The organism is Thalassotalea montiporae (assembly GCF_053485855.1).
This window is the reverse complement of the sequence record NZ_JBQRUO010000001.1, coordinates 469,752-489,996: the sequence shown is the minus strand read 5'-3', so window position 1 is coordinate 489,996 and position 20,245 is coordinate 469,752. Positions and strand designations below refer to the sequence as shown.

General features: G+C 43.7%; 25 protein-coding genes. 11 read left to right on the top strand and 14 right to left on the bottom strand.

Translation table 11 applies throughout. The annotated features are described in order from the left end of the window. Nucleotides 1-169 precede the first annotated feature (169 nt). The 12 genes from mgtE to ACSLUR_RS01975 all read right to left on the bottom strand — a co-directional run bounded on the left by mgtE (nt 170) and on the right by ACSLUR_RS01975 (nt 9,646). Nucleotides 170-1,528 carry a magnesium transporter gene (gene mgtE, locus ACSLUR_RS02030; protein WP_448551343.1) on the bottom strand — a complete coding sequence of 453 codons (1,359 nt, stop codon included), beginning with the start codon at nt 1,526-1,528 and terminating at the stop codon, nt 170-172. Between the two features lie 222 nt (nt 1,529-1,750). Next, nucleotides 1,751-2,026 carry an HPr family phosphocarrier protein gene (locus tag ACSLUR_RS02025; protein ID WP_116015010.1) on the bottom strand — a complete coding sequence of 92 codons (276 nt, stop codon included), beginning with the start codon at nt 2,024-2,026 and terminating at the stop codon, nt 1,751-1,753. A 30-nt stretch (nt 2,027-2,056) separates the two neighbouring features. Next, nucleotides 2,057-2,911 (bottom strand): RNase adapter RapZ, encoded by an 855-nt coding sequence (rapZ, locus tag ACSLUR_RS02020; protein ID WP_115999106.1) that lies wholly within the window; start codon nt 2,909-2,911, stop codon nt 2,057-2,059. 13 nt (nt 2,912-2,924) lie between these two features. Beyond that, nucleotides 2,925-3,377: a PTS IIA-like nitrogen regulatory protein PtsN gene (ptsN, locus tag ACSLUR_RS02015; protein ID WP_115999105.1), complete on the bottom strand. Its 453-nt coding sequence runs from the start codon at nt 3,375-3,377 to the stop codon at nt 2,925-2,927. A 3-nt stretch (nt 3,378-3,380) separates the two neighbouring features. Continuing rightward, nucleotides 3,381-3,668 (bottom strand): ribosome hibernation promoting factor, encoded by a 288-nt coding sequence (gene hpf / locus ACSLUR_RS02010; protein WP_115999104.1) that lies wholly within the window; start codon nt 3,666-3,668, stop codon nt 3,381-3,383. Nucleotides 3,669-3,695: 27 nt separating this feature from the next. Further along, the gene (locus tag ACSLUR_RS02005; protein WP_448551340.1) at nt 3,696-5,204 is read right to left on the bottom strand and encodes an RNA polymerase factor sigma-54; all 1,509 of its coding nucleotides are present in this window, start codon (nt 5,202-5,204) and stop codon (nt 3,696-3,698) included. 61 nt (nt 5,205-5,265) lie between these two features. Then, nucleotides 5,266-6,000 (bottom strand): LPS export ABC transporter ATP-binding protein, encoded by a 735-nt coding sequence (gene lptB, locus ACSLUR_RS02000; RefSeq protein WP_116015015.1) that lies wholly within the window; start codon nt 5,998-6,000, stop codon nt 5,266-5,268. Between the two features lie 3 nt (nt 6,001-6,003). Beyond that, nucleotides 6,004-6,462, bottom strand: a complete 459-nt coding sequence (gene lptA / locus ACSLUR_RS01995) for a lipopolysaccharide transport periplasmic protein LptA (protein ID WP_448551338.1) — start codon at nt 6,460-6,462, stop codon at nt 6,004-6,006. A gap of 16 nt (nt 6,463-6,478) precedes the next feature. Next, entirely contained in the window at nt 6,479-7,045 is a 567-nt protein-coding gene (gene lptC / locus ACSLUR_RS01990; RefSeq protein WP_116015017.1) for an LPS export ABC transporter periplasmic protein LptC, read from the bottom strand. Continuing rightward, on the bottom strand, nt 7,042-7,626 hold the full coding sequence (gene kdsC / locus ACSLUR_RS01985; RefSeq protein ID WP_448551335.1) for a 3-deoxy-manno-octulosonate-8-phosphatase KdsC: 585 nt from the start codon (nt 7,624-7,626) through the stop codon (nt 7,042-7,044). Before kdsC ends, lptC begins: the two co-directional genes overlap by 4 nt. Further along, nucleotides 7,626-8,597 carry a KpsF/GutQ family sugar-phosphate isomerase gene (locus tag ACSLUR_RS01980; RefSeq protein ID WP_448551333.1) on the bottom strand — a complete coding sequence of 324 codons (972 nt, stop codon included), beginning with the start codon at nt 8,595-8,597 and terminating at the stop codon, nt 7,626-7,628. The genes kdsC and ACSLUR_RS01980 overlap by 1 nt, the downstream gene beginning before the upstream one ends. Nucleotides 8,598-8,665: 68 nt before the next feature. Beyond that, nucleotides 8,666-9,646 carry a calcium/sodium antiporter gene (locus tag ACSLUR_RS01975; RefSeq protein WP_448551331.1) on the bottom strand — a complete coding sequence of 327 codons (981 nt, stop codon included), beginning with the start codon at nt 9,644-9,646 and terminating at the stop codon, nt 8,666-8,668. A 304-nt stretch (nt 9,647-9,950) separates the two neighbouring features. On the opposite strand from ACSLUR_RS01975, the gene mlaF reads away from it, so the two are divergent. The 7 genes from mlaF (at nt 9,951) to murA (ending at nt 14,684) form a co-directional block, all read left to right on the top strand. Beyond that, nucleotides 9,951-10,754 carry a phospholipid ABC transporter ATP-binding protein MlaF gene (mlaF, locus tag ACSLUR_RS01970; RefSeq protein ID WP_448551329.1) on the top strand — a complete coding sequence of 268 codons (804 nt, stop codon included), beginning with the start codon at nt 9,951-9,953 and terminating at the stop codon, nt 10,752-10,754. Nucleotides 10,755-10,757: 3 nt separating this feature from the next. After that, nucleotides 10,758-11,534, top strand: coding sequence for a lipid asymmetry maintenance ABC transporter permease subunit MlaE (mlaE, locus tag ACSLUR_RS01965; protein WP_448551327.1), 777 nt, complete (start codon nt 10,758-10,760; stop codon nt 11,532-11,534). A 120-nt stretch (nt 11,535-11,654) separates the two neighbouring features. Next, complete coding sequence (mlaD, locus tag ACSLUR_RS01960) at nt 11,655-12,125, top strand: outer membrane lipid asymmetry maintenance protein MlaD (RefSeq protein ID WP_116015025.1); 471 nt, start codon at nt 11,655-11,657, stop codon at nt 12,123-12,125. Beyond that, entirely contained in the window at nt 12,126-12,776 is a 651-nt protein-coding gene (locus tag ACSLUR_RS01955; protein ID WP_448551325.1) for an MlaC/ttg2D family ABC transporter substrate-binding protein, read from the top strand. A 5-nt stretch (nt 12,777-12,781) separates the two neighbouring features. Further along, nucleotides 12,782-13,078 carry an STAS domain-containing protein gene (locus ACSLUR_RS01950; RefSeq protein ID WP_116015029.1) on the top strand — a complete coding sequence of 99 codons (297 nt, stop codon included), beginning with the start codon at nt 12,782-12,784 and terminating at the stop codon, nt 13,076-13,078. Between the two features lie 17 nt (nt 13,079-13,095). Further along, nucleotides 13,096-13,353, top strand: a complete 258-nt coding sequence (locus ACSLUR_RS01945) for a BolA family protein (protein ID WP_115999092.1) — start codon at nt 13,096-13,098, stop codon at nt 13,351-13,353. Nucleotides 13,354-13,421: 68 nt separating this feature from the next. Continuing rightward, nucleotides 13,422-14,684: a UDP-N-acetylglucosamine 1-carboxyvinyltransferase gene (murA, locus tag ACSLUR_RS01940; protein ID WP_448551322.1), complete on the top strand. Its 1,263-nt coding sequence runs from the start codon at nt 13,422-13,424 to the stop codon at nt 14,682-14,684. A gap of 281 nt (nt 14,685-14,965) precedes the next feature. On the opposite strand, the gene ACSLUR_RS01935 is transcribed toward murA, so the two are convergent. Next, entirely contained in the window at nt 14,966-15,523 is a 558-nt protein-coding gene (locus tag ACSLUR_RS01935) for an NAD/FAD-utilizing enzyme (RefSeq protein WP_448551320.1), read from the bottom strand. 216 nt (nt 15,524-15,739) lie between these two features. Further along, nucleotides 15,740-16,450 (bottom strand): FadR/GntR family transcriptional regulator, encoded by a 711-nt coding sequence (locus ACSLUR_RS01930; RefSeq protein ID WP_116015033.1) that lies wholly within the window; start codon nt 16,448-16,450, stop codon nt 15,740-15,742. 363 nt (nt 16,451-16,813) lie between these two features. On the opposite strand from ACSLUR_RS01930, the gene ACSLUR_RS01925 reads away from it, so the two are divergent. The 4 genes from ACSLUR_RS01925 (at nt 16,814) to ACSLUR_RS01910 (ending at nt 20,209) form a co-directional block, all read left to right on the top strand. Continuing rightward, nucleotides 16,814-17,578: an SDR family NAD(P)-dependent oxidoreductase gene (locus tag ACSLUR_RS01925; RefSeq protein ID WP_115999088.1), complete on the top strand. Its 765-nt coding sequence runs from the start codon at nt 16,814-16,816 to the stop codon at nt 17,576-17,578. A gap of 16 nt (nt 17,579-17,594) precedes the next feature. Beyond that, nucleotides 17,595-18,560, top strand: coding sequence for a 2-dehydro-3-deoxygalactonokinase (locus ACSLUR_RS01920; RefSeq protein ID WP_448551317.1), 966 nt, complete (start codon nt 17,595-17,597; stop codon nt 18,558-18,560). A gap of 114 nt (nt 18,561-18,674) precedes the next feature. Beyond that, a complete protein-coding gene (locus ACSLUR_RS01915; RefSeq protein WP_448551315.1) occupies nt 18,675-19,277 on the top strand; it encodes a 2-dehydro-3-deoxy-6-phosphogalactonate aldolase in 603 nt (200 codons plus the stop codon). Then, nucleotides 19,277-20,209, top strand: a complete 933-nt coding sequence (locus ACSLUR_RS01910) for an SMP-30/gluconolactonase/LRE family protein (protein ID WP_448551313.1) — start codon at nt 19,277-19,279, stop codon at nt 20,207-20,209. The genes ACSLUR_RS01915 and ACSLUR_RS01910 overlap by 1 nt, the downstream gene beginning before the upstream one ends. Nucleotides 20,210-20,245 lie beyond the last annotated feature (36 nt).

Genomic DNA, 20,245 nt, shown 5'->3' with positions numbered 1-20,245 from the left:
GTTAAGACTACTCCCCCCAAAAGCTTACCGTTAAAACACAAAAAGCGCGCTAGTTTATGCCTTTAGGTAAAAACTAGCGCGCTTTTTATTGTCTGTTAGATTTCTATTTGGCCTTTTCTATTCGCCCTTTTCTACTTCTACCTGGGCTAGGCAGGCAACCTTACGCAACTTAAGTCAGTAATAATGTTGCAGTACCGAGGAAAGCAAAAATACCCACCACATCGGTAATTGTCGTCAAAATGACACTGCCCGCCAGTGCTGGGTCAATATTCATTCGTTTTAACATCAGCGGAATCATCACCCCAGCGATCCCCGCTGCGGTCAAGTTCATGAGCATGGCAAAAGCAATAATGCCGCCAAGCGTTAAATCTTGCTTCCACACCGCCACCACAGTCGCAATTAAAAACGCCCAAATTAGGCCGTTTAAAAAGCCAACGGCTAGCTCTTTGTACAATAAGGAACGGGCATTACTATCACCGACATGACCCAGCGCAAGACCACGAATAACCAAGGTTAATGTTTGGTTACCCGCAACGCCGCCCATACTGGGTACCAGCGAGTTCAATACCGCAAGAATCGCTAGCTGGCTAAATATGCCTTCAAACATGCTAGTTACGGCAACTGCGAGCAATGCAGTGATCAAGTTAACACCAAGCCACACGGAACGCTGGCGCGTACTTTTGATGACGGGCGCAAAAGTATCGGCTTCGTCATCAAGACCCGCCATACTCATCATTGAATGCTCAGCTTCTTCACGAATAATATCAATTACATCATCAATCGTAATACGACCGAGCAAACGCCCATCTTCGTCAACAACAGGCGCAGAGAGCCAGTCGTAACGCTCAAATAATGCCGCAACATCATTTTCAGGCATATCAGGGGCTACCGCTTCAATATCTGCGTCAATAAGGTTAGAGACGACAGTTTCAGGCTTTGAAGTAACAATGGCTGATAACGACACCGCGCCAATAAAGCGATCGTGACGATCAACCACATAAAAACTATCAGTGGCTTCTGGCAATTCACCTTTTAGGCGTAAATAGCGCAACACCACATCAACCGATACATCTGGGCGAATAGTGATGGTATCGGTATTCATGATACCACCAGCAGTATCTTCTTCGAACGATAACGCCGCCTCGACCCTAGCCCTGTCTTGTGTGTCCATACTTTGTATGACTTCTTGGTAGACACTATCAGGTAGGGTACGCAGTACTTCGGCTAAGTCGTCAACATCCATCCCTTCAGCGACTTCTGCAACCTTTTCTGGTCGCATGCTCTTCAAGATGCCCTTGCGCACCTCTTCATTGAGCTCTTCAAGTACTTCACCTTGGTGATCAGGATCGATAAGTTGCCACAACACAGGTCGGCTTTTAACGGTGGAAGATTCGAGTATCAGCGCGAGATCATAGGCAGGCAATTTTTGCAGTAGTTTGCGAACATAAACAAACATACCACTACCAAGCGCTTCATTTACCTCTTGTAGTCGTTGTTGATTAAATTCTTGTTCTGATATTTCCGGCATAACTCACCCTGCGCCGACTGATTTACTGGCTAACTTACTGAGAGACATTGACGATATCGATGTCGCGAGTAACGATAAGTATGCGGTTAATAGCTTAACGCTTGATGACAACTTGGCAACAGTTTAAACCATGTAGCATTAGTTACTGCACTGCCAGCAAGTGTATATGAGTTGCTTGTGTTTTTCAGCTTTTAATTTGGCTAAGCCTAAGATTTTTCAACTTTATTCTGCTTCGTCGAAGCGCTGGTTGATGAGTTGGCAAACACTTGCTAGGGCTTGTTCAGCATCATCACCATCGGCAGTTACCTTAACAACTTTACCTTGGCCCCCCGCAAGCAACATGATTGCCATGATGCTGCTCGCATCAGCGCTATTGCCATCTAACGCTAAAGTAATTTGTGCACTAAATTGTTGGCTTAATTGTGCAAGCTTAGTGGCAGCACGGGCGTGTAATCCCAGTTTATTAATGATTTCAATATCTTTGGAAACGCTTGCCATGTGACTTCCCAATGTAAAACTAGGCTAAATTTAGGTGCTCTTGATGTCGATATCGCGATGACGCGATTGCACATCTTCACGTTCTTTGCGAAAGTTACCAGCAAGTAATTCAGCAATATAGACTGAACGATGTTTACCACCAGTACAACCAATCGCTATTGTCACATAACTACGGTTATTTCGCTCTAGGTGCGGCAACCAAGTCATTAAAAAACTATTAATTTGCCAAACAAACTTAGTGACAATCGGCTGGCTGGCGAGAAAGTCACGGACGGGTTGATCTAAGCCAGTTTGCGATTTTAACTCTTTGTCCCAGAATGGGTTAGGTAGAAATCGTGCATCAAACACGTAATCAGCATCTGCAGGAATACCGTGTTTAAAGCCAAAGGATTCAAACACTAGCACCATAGCCCCTGTTTTCTTACCGAGTATACGTTCACGTACGAGATCGGCTAACTGGTGTGGCGAGAGCTGGCTAGTATTCATATATAAATCAGCGCGAGTTGAAACAGGCTCAAGCAGTTTTTTCTCTAATTCTAGCGCTTGATCAAGTGCAATATTTTGTCTGATCAGTGGATGCAAGCGGCGTGTTTCACTAAAACGCCGGATCAGGTCGTTATCGTTCGCATCAAGATACAGAATGGTCAGCTCTACGGCAGCAGGCAGATAATCAAGAATCTCATGAACGTCTTTGGGCTCAGCAGGCAAATTACGTACATCGAGCGATACACCAACGTTTTCGTATTCGTTAATTACTGTATGGGTAAGCGCGGGTAGCAAGTTTACTGGAATATTATCAACGCAGTAGTATCCTAAATCTTCTAAAACTCTGAGCGCAACTGATTTGCCAGAGCCTGAACGACCACTGACGATAATAAGTTTCATAGTGTGCTTACCGTTATTCCGCTTGGTTAATCAACTCGTAAAGCTCATGATTACTAGTACATTTACGAATTTTTTTATTGATTTGTTTGTTGCTCAGCAGCTTAGCAATACTTTGCAGTGTGGATAAGTGATCTTTACAACAGTCTTCAGGCACAAATAACGCCACGAAGATATCAACAGCGCGGTTATCAATCGCATCAAACGCCACTGGCTGTTCAGTGGTCATCAGTACTGCCACAACTTGATTCGTGCCAGTAAGGCGACCGTGTGGTATTGCAATACCATTGCCAATGCCTGTGCTGCCCATTTTTTCACGAGCCAGCAAACTTTGCAGCAATTCAAATGTTGAGTGTTCAGGAATGTGACTAGTTGCAATACTGCAAATTTGCTCGAGGATTTTCTTTTTGCTTGACAGTGGGACTGCACAGGATGTGCAGTCCTCGGTTAGTATATCTTGCAGCTTCATAGTTTAATGCTGAGTAATTTTACCTTTGTATTTAAGGATTTGGCGGTCAAGTTTATCAATGAGCGAGTCAATTGATGCGTACATGTCTTGATTTTGTGCTGAGGCGTGAACCTCTGTGCCGTTGAGGTGAACTGTCGCCTCGGCTTTTTGGTTTAATTTTTCTACGGTAAGAACGACGTATACATTGTTGATGTGATCGAAATGTCGCTCCAGCTTTGCAAACTTAGTGTTAACGAAATCGCGTAATGAATCTGTCACTTCTACGTGGTGGCCTGATAAATTAATTTGCATAAGCTTTATTCCTCATTGCTTGAATACTTAAAGTAGACTTTTTCTTTGATTTGACGGTGGAATAGATAAGGACTCTCGGTACTTAGCTATTGTCCGTCGCGCAACATTAATCCCTTGCTCTGCTAATAGTTCCGCCATTTTGCTATCACTTAATGGTTTCGATGGAGTTTCTGCTGAGACAAGCTTTTTAATTAATGCTCTGATAGCAGTAGATGAACATTCCCCCCCATTTTCCGTACTAACATGACTAGAAAAGAAGTACTTTAATTCGAAAATACCTCTAGGCGTGTGCATGAACTTTTGCGTGGTTACACGCGATATGGTTGACTCATGCATATCAACCGCTTCTGCGATGTCGTTTAACACCATCGGGCGCATCGCTTCTGGCCCGTATTCAAAAAAGCCTTGCTGACGCTGAACAATACAGTTTGACACTTTCAGCAGCGTTTCGTTGCGGCTTTCTAAACTTTTAATGAACCATTTGGCTTCTTGCAGGTTTGAACGGATAAACTGATTATCGTCCGATGACTTCATACTTTTGGTCATCGCTGCGTATTGCTGATTAATTGATAATCTTGGTGCTGTACTTGGATTAAGCTCAACCACCCAGCGACCATTTTTCTTTTCCACAGAAACATCTGGGATAACGTACTGATCATCACCTTGCACTACCGCATCACCAGGTCTTGGGTTTAATGATTGGATCAGGCGCAGTGCCTCGCGCAGCTGGTCTTCCTTGAGCTTGGTTTTTCGCATTATTTGACGATAGTCACGATTACCCAATAAATCAATGTGCTCGCTAATGATCAGCTTACTTTCTGCTAAATACGGTGTGTCGTTATCAAACTGATTCAATTGAATCAATAAACATTCAGGAATAGAGCGCGCTGCCACCCCAATAGGATCGAACATATTAATACGCTTTAATACCGCTTCAACTTCATCAAGTTCAACTTCTTCAAGACCTAGACTTTCCAAAATATCTTCGGCAGAAACAGTTAGGTAACCAGCATCGTCAACGGCATCGATAATTGCCATAGCAATGGCTTCATCGGTTTCACTAAAGGGTGTTAGCTCCATTTGCCAGCGCAAGTGGTCTTGAATAGAATCGGTGGTTTCACCTTGATAAACGTAGTCATCACTGCCTGCAGTGCCAATGCCTGAGCTACTTACACCTGCACTAAATGACTCATCCCAAGTGGTATCAATACTCAACTCTTCTGGAATGTCATTTTTTTCCATCGCCTCGGTAGTGCTGACTTCATCAGCGGTAGGCATAGCATCTTCAGAACCATCTGTTGTCACCTGCTCAGTCGTTGCCGTAGCAGAATAAGCATCGTCAATAGACTCGCTGTCACTACTTTCCGATGAGGCACTCGCCGACTCATCCACTTCAAGCAGTGGATTGCTTTCCAGCGCTTCTTGAATCTCTTGTTGAAGGTCTAATGTTGATAATTGTAGTAACTTGATAGCCTGCTGAAGTTGCGGCGTCATCGTAAGTTGCTGACCAATTTTTAACTGCAATGATGGACGCATTTAAGTCTAACGGTTTCCTTTTGTTGTGTTCTTTTATTCAAGTAAAACGCTAATGATTTAACTATAGCGTGAATTGCTCACCTAGGTATACATCTCTTACTTGCTGATTCGCCAAAATTTGTTCTGAATCACCTTCAGCGATTAATTCTCCGTGACTAACGATATATGCATGCTCACACACATCAAGTGTTTCGCGAACATTGTGGTCAGTGATCAAAACGCCAATGCCACGTTGCTTTAAATGCAAAATAATCTTTTTAATATCGCCAACTGAAATTGGGTCAACACCGGCAAAAGGTTCATCTAGCAAAATAAACAATGGGTCGGCTGCTAACGCTCTGGCAATCTCAACACGACGACGTTCACCACCCGATAAACTCATGCCCGTATTATCTCTTATATGGCCGATATTGAATTCTTCAATAAGCAATTCGAGTTTTTCTTCACGCTCAACTTCCGTTAAGTCTTTGCGTGTTTGCAAGATCGCCATGATGTTTTGATAAACCGTCAGTTTGCGAAAAATAGACGCTTCTTGCGGCAAATAGCCAATACCGCGACGCGCGCGCTCATGCATAGGCAACAAAGTTAAATCATCTGCCCCTAAAGTGATTTCACCGCTATCGTTCGGCACTAAGCCAACAATCATATAAAACGACGTGGTTTTACCCGCACCATTAGGGCCAAGTAAACCCACAATTTGTCCAGTACTGACCGACAAGCTGACATTTTTAACAACCTGTCGACCTTTATAAGCTTTTGCTAAGCCAGACGCGGTAAGTGTTACTTCTTGTGTCATCGGCTATTTATCACTTTTTGCTTTAGGTTTTAAAATGGTGGTTACCGACTGGTTACTGCCACCCTCTGCTTCCAATTGTTCAGTTAGCGTGTTGTATACGATTTTCTCACCGCTAACTTCACTACCAGCTTGCGTCAACAATGCATTGCCCGAGATGGTGATAGTGAACGTTAATGGTTCATATTTAATTTCATTGGCTTGCAAACGAATCTTACTGCCATCTTCAAGCAGTTGTTCAAATGTTGCTGGTTGCCCTTTAGCAACATAGGTTTGCACGTCTTGATCTTTTTGACTAAAAACTTGCACGAGGTCAGCTTTAATTTTCAATGAACCTTGTGAAATCACTACATCATCTAAGTAGCTGGCAATTTTGTTCTTTAAGTCACCTGCTTGACGCCCCGCCGAGATATGAATTTCTTGCTCAAGGTCAATTTTTGCAGCAAGTGTCGGAGTGCTGATCACACTCGCGACCGCTAGGCTAGCTAGCAGCTTTTTTATAAATAGTTTGTACATGCTCGGTCAATGTCATTTGTTTAGTGTTTAAGTCTATAATCAGCCCAGAACCATACATAGTAAAGTCTTTTCCCTGAATCAATATGGTTTGATCAGAGCTAATAATATTGGTATTCAAATCCAGTTCTAAATATTTACAGTGAATTTCCTTAATCAAACTGTCTGGCTCTGTCGCCATTAATGTCACACGGTTTTTTAATACCACGCGATTATTGTTATAAAGCGTGCCTTCAAGTGCTTCGAGTTGCCATGGTGCCGAATCATTTTTTGGATATACAGTATATTTAGGCTGCTCAAAGTGAGTAAATGCCAACTCAGCATAGTGTTCCATGCGCTCGGCAATAACATGATGCGATAATTGGCCGCTCTCACTGTAAATATCACTATTAAGCGCCTCAGCAATAAAGTCAGGGACAAGCTCTGCTTCAACAATGTCAGCGTCTTGCTGCTGTGCTTGACGCCATTGCACAACGCCATAGGCCATAAGGCTAAACAAGAAAGCGATTAGCGCTAGGCCATAAAGTCGATTCATACACTCGCGCCTTTAGCGTCTACCAATGTGTCTTGGCTATGCATAATAAGATCACAAAGTTCGCGCACAGCGCCAAAGCCACCTAGCGTAAAAGTGCGATAATCTGCTTTGTTAATGACAGCTGGGTGTGCATCATTAACCGCAACTCCCAAGGCAGCATACTCAATGCAAGGTAAGTCGGCCATGTCATCACCGATATACGCCACTTGCTCAGCCGTAATCGACAGTTCGCTCATTAGCGCTTTCATTTCGGGTAACTTGTCTTCTTTGCCCTGAATGATATGTTCAACGTTTAGCGCTTTCATGCGATCGTTAACTATTCGCGAATTTCGGCCAGTAATAATGGCGACCGTTACACCCGAGGCAATCAACGCCTTGATGCCATAACCATCTTTGGTATGAAACGCTTTGAGCTCTTCACCTTGGTTACCTAGGTAAATACGCCCATCAGAAAATACGCCATCAACGTCACATACCAATAGCTGAATGTTGCTGGCAATGGCAATAACTTTCTTGGCGACGGGGCCGTAAAGTGTCGATACGAGGTCTTGTGCTGTGTCCATCGTGTTTTCTAGTGTCATTAGAGTACGCCTGATTTTAACAAGTCTTGTAAATTTAGGGCACCTACAGGTTGGTTTTGCTCATCAACCACAATCAATCCGTTTATTTTTTTCTCTTCCATCACATTCAACGCTTCAGCCGCTAATAAGTCAGCCAGTGCAGTGGTTGGCGTTTTCGTCATCACTGACACAATTCCGTCGTGATGAATATCAATTTTACCATCTAAAATGCGGCGTAAGTCACCATCGGTAAAAATACCAGCGAGCTTTCCTTGTTCATCACAAACAGCAGTCATACCTAAGCCTTTTTCGCTCATTTCGACTAAAGCTTCTTTGATTAAGGCGCTAGTTGGTACAACAGGCAAGCGCTCACCGGTGTGCATAATATCACTCAGGCGCAGTAGTAATCTTTTTCCTAGACTGCCGCCTGGGTGTGACAAAGCAAAATCATCCGCTGTAAAACCACGCGCATTGAGTAAGGCCACTGCAATGGCATCGCCCATCACAAGTGTGGCGGTAGTACTAGAGGTTGGTGCCAAGCCAAGCGGGCAGGCTTCTTGTTCAACCTTCACACAAACGTGATGTTCAGCCAATTGAGCTAACGTTGACTCAGGGTTGCCTGTCATCGCAATAAGCGGCGTGCCGATTCTCTTAATCACAGGGATAATTGCCAGTAATTCACCGGTTTCACCAGAATTTGAAATAGCGAGCACCACATCATTTTCGGTAATCATTCCTAAATCGCCATGGCTAGCCTCACCTGGGTGCACGAAAAACGCTGGCGTACCAGTACTTGCTAGTGTTGCCGCAATTTTACCACCGATATGACCCGACTTTCCCATGCCAACCACTACCACTTTACCTTGGCAATCAAACATGGTTTGGCATGCACTCGCAAAACCTTTGTCTAAGTACTGCTTCAAACCTTCAACTGCAGCTAATTCAGTCTCAAGTACCTTATTACCCAAGGTTATAAAATTTTCAGAATTCATTAGTAAAGCAAACTCTTAATTGATGTAAGCATTTAAATATTTATCGACAATGTTGCTGATTAAGCCGCTTATGCCACTTGGCTAAACAAAATAACTTGGTAGAGAATAAACGCTAAAAACAAGGTCGCGCCTTTTAGTCGCGTGATACGGAACGCACCTTTTTCGCGACTAAAACACAGCGCAAACAGCAACAAGGTAATCGCCAGCATATATGGCGCATCGCGGCTTGCAACTTCGGCATCTATAGCGCCAGGCGCAATTATTCCTGGCAGTGATAACACTGCAAGAATATTAAAAATATTGGAGCCAATGATGTTACCAAGTGCTAAGTCATCTTCTTTCTTTATCAGACTCATCATACTTGCTGCCAGTTCTGGCAAGCTGGTACCAATAGCAATAATAGTTAAACCGATAACGAGGTCACTAACCCCAAAGGATTTGGCAATAAAGGCGGCTGAGTCAACCAAGTAACTTGCACTTAACGGCAGCAACACCATGCCAACAGCCAACCACAGAAATGCTTTGCTATTACTCGTTGCTTCTGGCACTTCTGCTTCGGCCTCGACAATCATAGGGTCGTCAACAGGATTAGTTTTAGCGCGGCGTAAGGTGATCACTAATAACGTTGCGATGTAGACAAAAAAGCCGACCATTAGAATGCTGCCCTCAACTATGCTTAACTCAAGGTTGATCAGCATTAGAAACGCAATAAATGTAATGCCCAAGGCAATCGGCAACTCGCGTTTAACTGTTGAAGAGGAGACTTGCAGTGGTTTAAGTAGCGCTGTTAAGCCTAATACCAAAGCGATATTAGTGATATTGGAGCCAATTGCATTACCGATTGCAGTATTTGCTTTGTCATCGAGCGATGCTGTTGCTGCCACCATCATTTCGGGCGCAGACGAGCCCATAGCAACAATCGTCAAGCCGATAATCATAGGTGAAACACCAAAATTTCGGGCAACCGACGAGGCACCATATACAAATTTATCAGCACTCCATACAAGGACAACGAGCGCGACAACTAATATCAATACTTGCAATAACATTTACTACTCCTGACTCTCACGTTAAATTGTCGCTGTTAAGCAGATAAAAAAAAAGAAGAAAATGAATTTACCGTCAAATTCACACACAACCTGCTGCTTTTTTGTTCAGTTATCACTTTTTTACGAACAGGCCGCAGCATTGGGTAGCTAACATGCTTTGAGAACGCAAACTTTACAAAGTTCTAAATAGAAACACTTATACACATTTATTCTGTAAAAATTTGTCAAATTCAGATGAACAATGTTAGCCGCTAAGGTAACATTCGCCACTTATATTCCTGTTAAATTGGTGTAAAAAGCGTTAATGCCAGAGACTTTGGTTGAAATTAAAAACGTTACCTTTAAACGTGAAGAAAGGACGATTTACGACAACATCAGTTTGTCTATCCCAAAAGGAAAAGTAACCGCAATAATGGGACCAAGTGGTATCGGTAAAACCACCCTGTTGCGCTTGATTGGGGGCCAACTTAAGCCAGAAAGTGGGCAAATTCTGTTCGACAATCACAATATTCCGACGCTCGGTCGTAACGCATTGTATGATGTGCGCAAGCGCATGAGCATGTTATTTCAAAGTGGCGCTTTATTTAGTGAGATGTCAGTGTTTGACAACATCGCTTTTCCAATTCGCGAACACACTAAATTGCCAGAACATATCATCGAGAAAATGGTCTTGATGAAGTTGCAAGCCGTTGGTTTACGTGGTGCGCGCCAATTGAAACCGAGTGAATTGTCTGGTGGTATGGCAAGACGTGCCGCGCTAGCACGCGCAATTGCACTTGATCCTGAACTTATTATGTATGACGAGCCATTTGCGGGCCAAGACCCTATTTCTATGGGCGTTATTGTGCGGTTGATCAAAGCACTAAATGACGCACTAGGGTTAACCTCGATCGTGGTTTCACACGATGTGCCAGAGGTGATGAGCATAGCTGATTACATTTACATTATTGCCGAACAAAAAATTATTGGTCATGGCACACCTGAGCAAATTCATCAGCAATCTTCACCTCTAGTGAAACAGTTTGTGCAAGGTGAGGCCGATGGTCCGGTGCCATTCCACTTTAATGCGCCACCTATCTCTTCTGACATTTTGCGAGGCCAAAGTTAAGTTATGCAGGCGATTTCCCAATTAGGACGCAAGACCCTAGCGATAATTGCGGGTTTAGGTAAAGCCGTGATGATGCTGTTTTCTGCAATTGTACAAATGCCTAACCCACGCAAAGGCTTTCCATTGCTGGTTAATCAACTGTATGCAGTCGGTGTGTTGTCACTGATCATTATTGTGGTCTCAGGCACCTTTATCGGCATGGTACTGGCGCTACAAGGCTACACCATCTTAGTCGGCTACGGCGCCGAAGCGAGCTTGGGGCCGATGGTTGCGCTATCTCTATTACGTGAATTAGGCCCTGTGGTTGCGGCCTTGTTGTTTGCTGGTCGCGCAGGTTCGGCGTTAACCGCTGAAATTGGTTTAATGAAAGCGACCGAGCAGTTATCCAGCATGGAAATGATGGCGGTAGACCCACTACGCCGTGTTATCGCGCCGCGTTTTTGGGCGGGCTTTATCAGCCTACCACTGCTTGCCGGCATATTTTCGATGGTCGGTATCTTGGGTGCGCACTTGGTCGGTGTTGATTGGCTTGGCGTTGATGGCGGCACTTTCTGGTCAGTTATGCAGGCACAGGTTGATTTTGAAAAAGACGTGCTCAACGGCATTATCAAAAGCTTAGTGTTTGCTTTTGTTGTCACTTGGATTGCCGTATACAAAGGCTATGCTTGTGAGCCGACATCAGAGGGCATCAGCCGCGCTACTACCGCTACCGTAGTGCAATCATCACTGCTAGTGTTAGGTTTAGATTTTATATTAACGGCGCTAATGTTCGCGCGCTAATTTTCGGGCACTAATGTTCGGGTGCTAATGTTTGGGTATAAATGCATTCGATTTATTTTTTTGCAGAGAACTGTTGCAAAGAATTATTGCAAAGAATTATTGATAGGTTAGGTGAAAGACATGACGTCTAAAAAATTAGAATTATTGGTTGGCTTATTTGTTGCGCTCGGCTTAGCCGCGATATTAGCGCTTGCACTAAAAGTTGCCGACTCTGGTATTTCAGGCAATGGGCAAACATACGAGCTATATGCAAAGTTTGACAATATAGGTGGCTTGAAAGTGCGCTCTCCAATCAAAATTGGTGGCGTAGTTATTGGTCGAGTAAGCAATATTGCGTTAGATAACGAAGACTTTACGCCAATTGTTACCTTAGAAATTTTCGCAGAATACCAAGGCTTTTCAGAAGCAACCTCCGTATCTATTTTAACTGCAGGATTGCTTGGCGAGCAGTACTTAGGGTTAGATCCAGGGTTTGTTGATGAGTCAGTCGACACTTTAGTACCAGGTGATTTTATCGAAGATACCAAGCCAGCCCTAGTATTAGAAGAGTTGATCGGTCAATTTTTATTTAGTCAGGGGAGCGACGATTAGATGAGAAAATTTATCCAATTAATAAGCAATGCAGTGCTGTGTTCAGCACTATTGCTTACGACCAGTGCTCATGCACAAATCAGTAAGCAAGACCCTTATGCAATGATTCAGCAAGTAGCTGAAATTACATTTAAACGCGTCAAAGACGAGCAACAAGCGATTCGCGAAAACCCAAACTTGCTAAAAGCCGTTGTTCGCGAAGAGCTATTGCCATACGTTGATTATCGCTATGCGGCATACAAGGTGATTGGTAAAAACATTAAGAAAACAACAGAACAAGAGCGAAAGGCGTTTGTGCCAGTGTTTCGAGACTACCTAGTCACCTCATATGCACAAGTGTTTACCTTGTACAATGACCAAACAGTGGAATTCGATCCCGGCCGCAAATTAGACAAACAAAAGATTGTCGCTGTGAATACGCGTGTTTTACAGCCAGGCGGCGAGCCAATTGATATTTCCTTTAAGGTGCGCAAAAACCGTAAAAAGAATGAGTGGAAAGCATTTGATATGGTTGCTGAAGGTATAAGCTTGCTCGACAGTAAACAAGCGGAATTAAGCAGTATTATTCGCCAGAAAGGCTTAACTCATGTGACCGATATGCTGAAAGAAAAAGCAGAACGTGACGTGGTTTTTAAGCAAGATGAGCAATAGTTCAGATGCTAGCTATAGATATCAATAACCAAGTTACTCAGCTAAAAGGCAAGCTAACCAGCAACACGGTCGCGACGATAAAAAATAAAGCGCACCGCAACATTGTCAAAACAGATAAAATGGTGGTGAATCTCGCGCAGGTTACCGACGTTGACACCGCAGGGCTTGCTTGGCTGCTTTTTTTGGTTGAGCAAGCAAAACGCCATAAATGCCAGTTATCGTTTGCAGAGCTGTCAGAAGATTTATTAAAATTGGCACAACTTAGTGATGTAGATCAGTTACTATTATCACCCAGCGCGTAACCCACTAGGAGACACCTTTGGAAATTTCAGAAATCGAACAACTTATTAATGACGCTATCAAACTAGATGAATTGCACGTAGCCTTTGATGGCTCACAGTGTAAAGTTATTGCGGTCGCAGAAGTTTTCGCTGAACTAAGCCGTGTCAAAAAACAGCAGGCAATCTCTAAGCCATTAGCGGTGGCAATTAATGACGGTCGCATTCATGCTTTAACCGTTAAGACTTTCACGCCTGAGCAGTGGAAGAAAGATAAAATGTTTAACCTTCCGCTTTAGTCATTGCAATTTAAACGCCATCAGACACAAACGAAACTGACTCAACAGAAACATACAGAAATAGCACCTTGGATTCTTTTAAAATAAACGGCGGTAACCGATTAAACGGCGAAGTTACCATCTCTGGCGCAAAGAACGCTGCCTTGCCGATCTTAATGGCTGGTATTTTGACCGACCAAAAAGTACAGATCACAAATGTTCCACGCCTAAACGACATTAATACCACCATTAAATTGCTTGAACAGCTTGGTGCACAAGTAAGTTGGGACGCGGAAAATACGCTATCTATCACTGCCGGCTCAATCGATCAGCACATAGCTTCATACGAACTTGTTAAAACCATGCGTGCATCAATTTTGGTGCTTGGCCCTTTATTAGCTAAGTTTGGCCATGCAGAAGTTTCATTACCAGGCGGCTGTGCTATTGGTGCTCGCCCAGTTGATTTGCATATTCAAGGTTTAAAGCAAATGGGTGCTACCATTGACGTGGAGCAAGGCTATATCAAGGCTAAAGTTGATGGCCGATTGCAAGGCGCAACTATTTTTATGGACACCGTCAGCGTCACGGGAACAGAAAATTTAATGATGGCTGCAGCCTTAGCTGAAGGTACAACGGTTATTGAAAACGCGGCGCGTGAGCCTGAAATTGTTGACTTAGCTGACTTTCTAAATGCCATGGGCGCAAAAGTAAGCGGCGCTGGCAGCGACACACTGACCATTGAAGGGGTGCCAAGCCTGAACGGCACTCAGCATAGAGTCATGGCAGATCGCATTGAAACCGGCACATTTTTGGTCGCAGCAACAGTCACTCAAGGTCATGTAAAATGCCTTAACGCCGATCCAAAAGCGTTAGATGCCGTTTTAAGTAAGTTGCAAGAAGCTGGCGCAAATATAACCACAGGTGATGATTGGATCGAATTGAACATGACGACGCGCCCAAAAGCCGTTAATGTTAAAACCGCACCACACCCAGCTTTTCCTACCGATATGCAAGCGCAATTTGTCACCCTTAACGTACTTGCCGAAGGCTCGGCTCACGTTACCGAGACAATTTTCGAAAATCGCTTTATGCACGTTCCAGAACTTCAGCGTATGGGCGCGAATATCGCTTTAGAAGGCAACACAGCAATCACTACTGGCGTTACAGAGCTTAATGGTGCACAAGTGATGGCTACTGATTTACGTGCCTCAGCGAGCTTAGTGATTGCCGGCTTAGTGGCCAGCAGTGAAACACAAGTTGACCGTATTTATCACATTGACCGTGGTTATCAGCATATTGAAGACAAACTACAAGCACTTGGGGCAGATATTACACGAGTTAAAACCTCGTAATATGCGTGCTATCTAACTAGCTTATATTGAGGCCAGCTAATTGCTGGCCTTTTTTTCGCGTGCCCTACTAGCAGTGAGCGTATAACGCTTACCCAACGCCGATGAGTCGATGTGTTGATCAAGAACTAAAAGGTTATGCCTTTAGTTACTCCCCTATGCCTTACTAATTGCCTCAACGAAAGCTAATTGCCTTAACGCAAACTAATGTTCTGAACGCAAGCTCACTGCCTGAACACAAGCTAATTTCTTTAACGCAAGCTAGAGTAACGCTTGATACATTACTATGGCATCGTCTTCATAAAGCTCTGGTAGGCGTTTTGCCCTTTTACAAGCCACCCTGGTACCGATTCGCCAGTGCCAGCAAGCTGTAACTTAGGGTGATGACTGATCACTTTGGCTAACATTTGCTCTTGGTTTTGCTCGATATCAACAAATAACACATGTTTCCCTTTTCTCAGCACTTCTTGAAAGCGCTCAAAATGCACGTTATTGCGCTGAATACCGATGAAACCGCCTTCCCAAGTACAAAACCCTAATACAACGATCGCTAATAAGACGAAAGGTAACCAACCTGCGGCCGATTCGGTCCAGCCCATATAATAAGCAACGAATAATGTAATTGCTGCCGCAATCACACCAATAACCGCACCAATTTCAGTTGAGTGGACAACGTCTTTTTTCAGTACAGATTCAACTTCAGGCAAGTTGTGCTCGTCAATAGCAGCATCATCATGGCTTAAGACATGAATTTGCGGATCAGTAACGCCTTGCTCAGTCAACTCGCTTTGCAGGTTTTTTAACTCAGATAGGTTTTCACTAATAAAGTAGTGTCTAAGCATTATCAATTCCTCAGCTTATGTGTTGCCAAGTATTAGCCTAACTCAGACTGCCGCACGTTATTGTTGGCAATTACTTACATACGCGAAGTACATCTAGGACACAGGTTAACTACGTTTAGTGTTTGCGTGGCAGATCATTATGCCAATGCAGTAATAAAATTATAGCAGCATGATTGTGCTGCTACATTATTAGTAATTTTGGAGAAGGGGTTGCTGTTAAGATTGGGGATCCAGTTGAGAATCAATCAAGGCGAGCGCCTCGTCTAAAATAGTGCTTACACACTCTCTTGCTTGTTCAGGGTTTCGGGTTTGTATGGTATTAAAAATGTCAGCGTGCTTTTGTACATCAGCCCCGGGAACGCCTTTAATACGATTGGTATAGCGTATACTCACTCGAAGTGCAGTCCCAATAAAATCGGTAAGCTGAGCGATAAATCGGTTACCACTGGCCAGTAGAATGGCCGTATGAAAGGCGATATCGGCATCAAGCGGGTCATCTAAGCCTTTATCTGCATCGGCCATGCGAGATAGCGCTTTTTCAATCTCTGCTATTTGCTCATCACTGGCATTTAAAGCGGCAAGAGCAGCGGCTTCGGGCTCGATTGCAGCCCTAACTTGCGTAAATTCTTTAAGTAAAGTCAATGAAGGCTTACTGTTTAAAATCCAACTCAGTACATCAGTATCAAACATATTCCAGCTGCTTTCTGGCAGTACTAAGATGCCTTGTTTAGGACGAGAAGATATCAGTCCTTTTGCTGACAGCATTTTAACCGCTTCACGCGTCGCACTGCGGCTAACATCATATTGCAAGCAAAGGTCAGCTTCAGATGGCAACCCAGATCCCACAGGGTAGTCACCTTTAACAATTGCCATGCCAAGGTTATGTGTTAATTGATGGGTTAAATTGTGTTTAGGGCTACTTCTCATCACATTCTCTTGCTTCTAAGGTTTTAATGGCGGTAGTGCAATTGCCATATTCACCACTTTTTATTGTTGCAACTAAAAGGTTTTATAGTCTGCGTTCTTATGCCTGATAAATATATACTACTGCTTTTCCTTAGCACGCGATAGCCAGTTAGTTACTCTTTTTTAACATAAACAATAGTGAGTTGTTTCGCAGCGTTTTGCTTTTTATTATTATTAATATAATAGTATATAACATATTATTGATTAAATAACGAACACATGAAATTTGCGTTTGCCATTGGGTCACCTGTTTTTGCGGTGCGGTTTGCACCTGATATAAAATTCGCTAAAGTGTTATTAGTGCTTATTTATTAGGAAGTTATATTGTCTACTTCAACCCAGTACTTGAGTTTGCGCAACAAGCGTATTTTTATCACTGGCGGTGCCTCTGGCATTGGTGCAGCGATGGTTCGAGCTTTTGTCGAACAAGGCGCTTACGTTGCATTTATTGATATCAATGAAGAAGCTGGCCAATTATTGCTTGAAAAATTATCGAGCTTTCACCAACAGCTTTGGTTTCAGGTAGTTGATGTGACTGTACAACCTGAGCTTACCCATGCAATTGCCAGTGCAACTGAGGCATTGGGTGGCATGGATGTACTGATAAACAATGTTGCCAATGATATGCGCCATAGGCCACAAGATGTCAGTCCACAAGATTGGCAATCATGCATGCAAATAAACCTAGATGCGGCATTTTATGCTGCACAAGCTGTTTTCGAACAAATGCGTAAACAAAAAAGTGGCGTAATTCTTAATTTTAGTTCAATCAACGCACTCATTGGCCCGAAAAATATGGTTGGCTACACCACAGCAAAAGCTGGCCTTATTGGCATGACAAAATCCTTAGCCAAAGACTATGGTCGCTACAACATTCGCGTTAATGCGATTTTACCCGGCTGGATAGCAACCGATAAACAACTGGCCTCTTACCTTAGCGAGCGCCAAGAAAAGCAATGGATGGCAGCAATGGCAATCAAGAAAAGAATAGCGCCCTCTGAAGTGGCGAAGTTAGCGATGTTCTTATCGTCTGACGATAGTGCAATGATCACTGGTCAATCAATCACCATTGATGGTGGACGCACTTAGGGTGGATGCAACACATATGAATAGCATTGAACATGCAGATCTCATTGCCATTGATTGGGGAACTAGCCATTTGCGAGCTTATCTATGTCAATACAGACAGGATAATTCGCTTAGACTGCTAGCAACAAGTTATGCGCGTGGCGTCACTAAAGTCACCCATGGCTTCGAACAAGAGCTGTTTAATTGCATTGCGCCATGGCAAGCGCACTATCAACATTTGCCAATTATTATGGCTGGGCAAATTGGCTCAAGCATAGGCTGGCAAGAAACCACTTATTTACCCTGCCCTATTTCACCTAATATGGTTGCACAATCGTGTTTACACTTTACTTGCCGTGATCAGCAACTATCCATAGTGCCAGGGCTACACTGCAGCCATGAAAATAACCATCGCGACGTTATGCGTGGTGAAGAATTACAAGTGCTTGGCTGGTTGGCGCAAGACCAAGCGCATCAACAAGGGCAGCACTTAATCTGCTTACCAGGCACACACACCAAGTGGGTGTTAGTTGATGATGGACAAGTAAAGCTGTTTAAAACCGCCATGACAGGTGAGCTATATGATCTTTTGTGTCACCACAGTGTATTAATTCAAGATGCACATGGGGAGTTTTGCCCCCACGCCTTTGCCTCTGGTGCCCAATATACGCTAGCAAGTGCACTAGGTAGCTTTATCCATGGCTTATTTAGTGCCCGCAGTAAACAGCTATTCAAAGAACTTGCGCCTGAGCATGCGACCTCATATTTATCCGGCATGCTTATTGGCAGTGACGTCAGAGCGGCAATTAATGCAACCGAATGGTCGTTTGAACAACTTAACTCCGTAAGCATTATTGGTAATAACACGCTCAGCCAGCGATTTAGCGAAGTATTAACCATGCAACAGATAGCTACAACACGATACGACGTTGAAGCAATTACACTGGCAGGGTTCGCATCAGTTTATCAGCAGCTATTGGTCGGCTCACCGTCCAGTATTTAATTGCTTTCTTACAAGATCAAATAGCTAAACCAATTAGCCAAACGCAGTAGTCGAGTGAAATAGCCAAGTGAAATAGCTAAGCAAAGTGCGCAACAATGAAAAAGTAGGTGTCAGGTGAATACAATCAATGAGTGGATACCAAGCAACCCGATAATAGCCATTTTACGTGGTTTAAACAAAGCAAGTGCGATCGCAGTAGGTCAGTTGCTGTATCGATACGGCATCAGAGTGATGGAAGTGCCATTAAATCGACCAGAAGCGCTCGAATGTATCACTTTGCTGCGCGAGCACATGCCTTCAGACTGCTTAGTTGGCGCTGGTACTGTGATTAATATCAATCAAGTTGAGCAAGTAAAGAATGCTGGTGGCCAAGTAATTATTTCACCCAATTGTGATGCTGGGATTATTGATTACACACTTGAATTAGACATGATCAGCATTCCAGGAATTGCCACGGTCAGCGAAGCATTCCAAGCCTACAACGCAGGGGCGACCGCACTCAAAATATTTCCTGCTGCAACTTATGGCGTTGAACATATCAAAGCATTATTAACGGTATTACCCCAAGAATGTGGACTTATCGCAGTCGGCGGCGTGTCGTTAGCAAATCGTCAGCAATGGCTTGATGCAGGCGCTAGAGCAGTCGGCATTGGTAGCCAACTCTACACCCAAGGTGATAGCCTGTCGCAAATCGAACATAAGTTAACCTTGCTTTAATGAAATTAATCAAAACCTTAGCTGTAGAAAATCAACTGGCAGAAGGCGTGTTATGGCACCCAGAGCAGGATTCATTGTGGTGGACTGATATTCAAACCAGTAAGGTGTATGAATATCAGCTCCGAAATGACCATCTCAAATGCTACAGCATGCCGGAGCGAGTCGGCTGCTTCGCATTTACCAAACAACCTCAGCAACTACTCGTTGCTTTTGCATCAGGTGTCGCTCTCTATAATTTAGCTAGCCAAACAATCAACTGGCTCGCCCATTTAGACACCGCCAACCAAGGCCATCGCCTCAATGACGGCCGACTGGATCGCAGCGGCAGGTTTTGGGTTGGAGACATGGTCGAAAATAATGTCGAAAAAGAGCTCGAATGTGCTCATCAGAGTGATAAAAACGCTAGCCTTTTTCAGCTTGAGCAAGATTCGTCTTCATTTCGACTCCGAGCCAAAAAAACAGGTATCAAGATATCCAATTCACTGTGTTTTAGCCCTGATGGTAAAACAATGTATCATGCCGATTCACCAACAGGCATTATTTACCAATATCAGTTATCTGCAGACCTGCAATTAACCAACGAACAAATTTTTGCAAAAACTGAAGCAGGCGCCTACCCAGACGGAGCTTGTATCGATAAAGATGGCAACCTGTGGTCTGCCCAATGGGGCGGTAGCCGTGTGGTTCAATACTCGCCACAAGGCCAAGTAGTACAACAACTTGATTTGCCAGTGTCTCAGCCGACTTGTGTCGCCATAGGTGGCCCAAACCGCAATTTACTGGCAGTCACTAGTGCTCGTGATGAACTTACACAGCAACAACTTGCCAGTGAGCCAGAGGCAGGCAATATATTTATCTATCAGTTGGAAGAAAGCATTGGTATTGACGAGGTTTATGCAAATGTTGACGATGTTGCAGCGCCCGTTCAATGATAAGAATTGGTTATGTTTCCTGAATATTAAAAAGCT

Bases quoted from the DNA above. Each gene is read 5' to 3' on its own strand.
- mgtE (WP_448551343.1), bottom strand. From the start codon at position 1,528: ATGCCGGAAATATCAGAACAAGAATTTAATCAACAACGACTACAAGAG.
- ACSLUR_RS02025 (WP_116015010.1), bottom strand. From the start codon at position 2,026: ATGGCAAGCGTTTCCAAAGATATTGAAATCATTAATAAACTGGGATTA.
- rapZ (WP_115999106.1), bottom strand. From the start codon at position 2,911: ATGAAACTTATTATCGTCAGTGGTCGTTCAGGCTCTGGCAAATCAGTT.
- ptsN (WP_115999105.1), bottom strand. From the start codon at position 3,377: ATGAAGCTGCAAGATATACTAACCGAGGACTGCACATCCTGTGCAGTC.
- hpf (WP_115999104.1), bottom strand. From the start codon at position 3,668: ATGCAAATTAATTTATCAGGCCACCACGTAGAAGTGACAGATTCATTA.
- ACSLUR_RS02005 (WP_448551340.1), bottom strand. From the start codon at position 5,204: ATGCGTCCATCATTGCAGTTAAAAATTGGTCAGCAACTTACGATGACG.
- lptB (WP_116015015.1), bottom strand. From the start codon at position 6,000: ATGACACAAGAAGTAACACTTACCGCGTCTGGCTTAGCAAAAGCTTAT.
- lptC (WP_116015017.1), bottom strand. From the start codon at position 7,045: ATGAATCGACTTTATGGCCTAGCGCTAATCGCTTTCTTGTTTAGCCTT.
- kdsC (WP_448551335.1), bottom strand. From the start codon at position 7,626: ATGACACTAGAAAACACGATGGACACAGCACAAGACCTCGTATCGACA.
- ACSLUR_RS01980 (WP_448551333.1), bottom strand. From the start codon at position 8,597: ATGAATTCTGAAAATTTTATAACCTTGGGTAATAAGGTACTTGAGACT.
- ACSLUR_RS01975 (WP_448551331.1), bottom strand. From the start codon at position 9,646: ATGTTATTGCAAGTATTGATATTAGTTGTCGCGCTCGTTGTCCTTGTA.
- mlaF (WP_448551329.1), top strand. From the start codon at position 9,951: ATGCCAGAGACTTTGGTTGAAATTAAAAACGTTACCTTTAAACGTGAA.
- mlaE (WP_448551327.1), top strand. From the start codon at position 10,758: ATGCAGGCGATTTCCCAATTAGGACGCAAGACCCTAGCGATAATTGCG.
- mlaD (WP_116015025.1), top strand. From the start codon at position 11,655: ATGACGTCTAAAAAATTAGAATTATTGGTTGGCTTATTTGTTGCGCTC.
- ACSLUR_RS01955 (WP_448551325.1), top strand. From the start codon at position 12,126: ATGAGAAAATTTATCCAATTAATAAGCAATGCAGTGCTGTGTTCAGCA.
- ACSLUR_RS01950 (WP_116015029.1), top strand. From the start codon at position 12,782: ATGCTAGCTATAGATATCAATAACCAAGTTACTCAGCTAAAAGGCAAG.
- ACSLUR_RS01935 (WP_448551320.1), bottom strand. From the start codon at position 15,523: ATGCTTAGACACTACTTTATTAGTGAAAACCTATCTGAGTTAAAAAAC.
- ACSLUR_RS01930 (WP_116015033.1), bottom strand. From the start codon at position 16,450: ATGAGAAGTAGCCCTAAACACAATTTAACCCATCAATTAACACATAAC.
- ACSLUR_RS01920 (WP_448551317.1), top strand. From the start codon at position 17,595: ATGAATAGCATTGAACATGCAGATCTCATTGCCATTGATTGGGGAACT.
- ACSLUR_RS01910 (WP_448551313.1), top strand. From the start codon at position 19,277: ATGAAATTAATCAAAACCTTAGCTGTAGAAAATCAACTGGCAGAAGGC.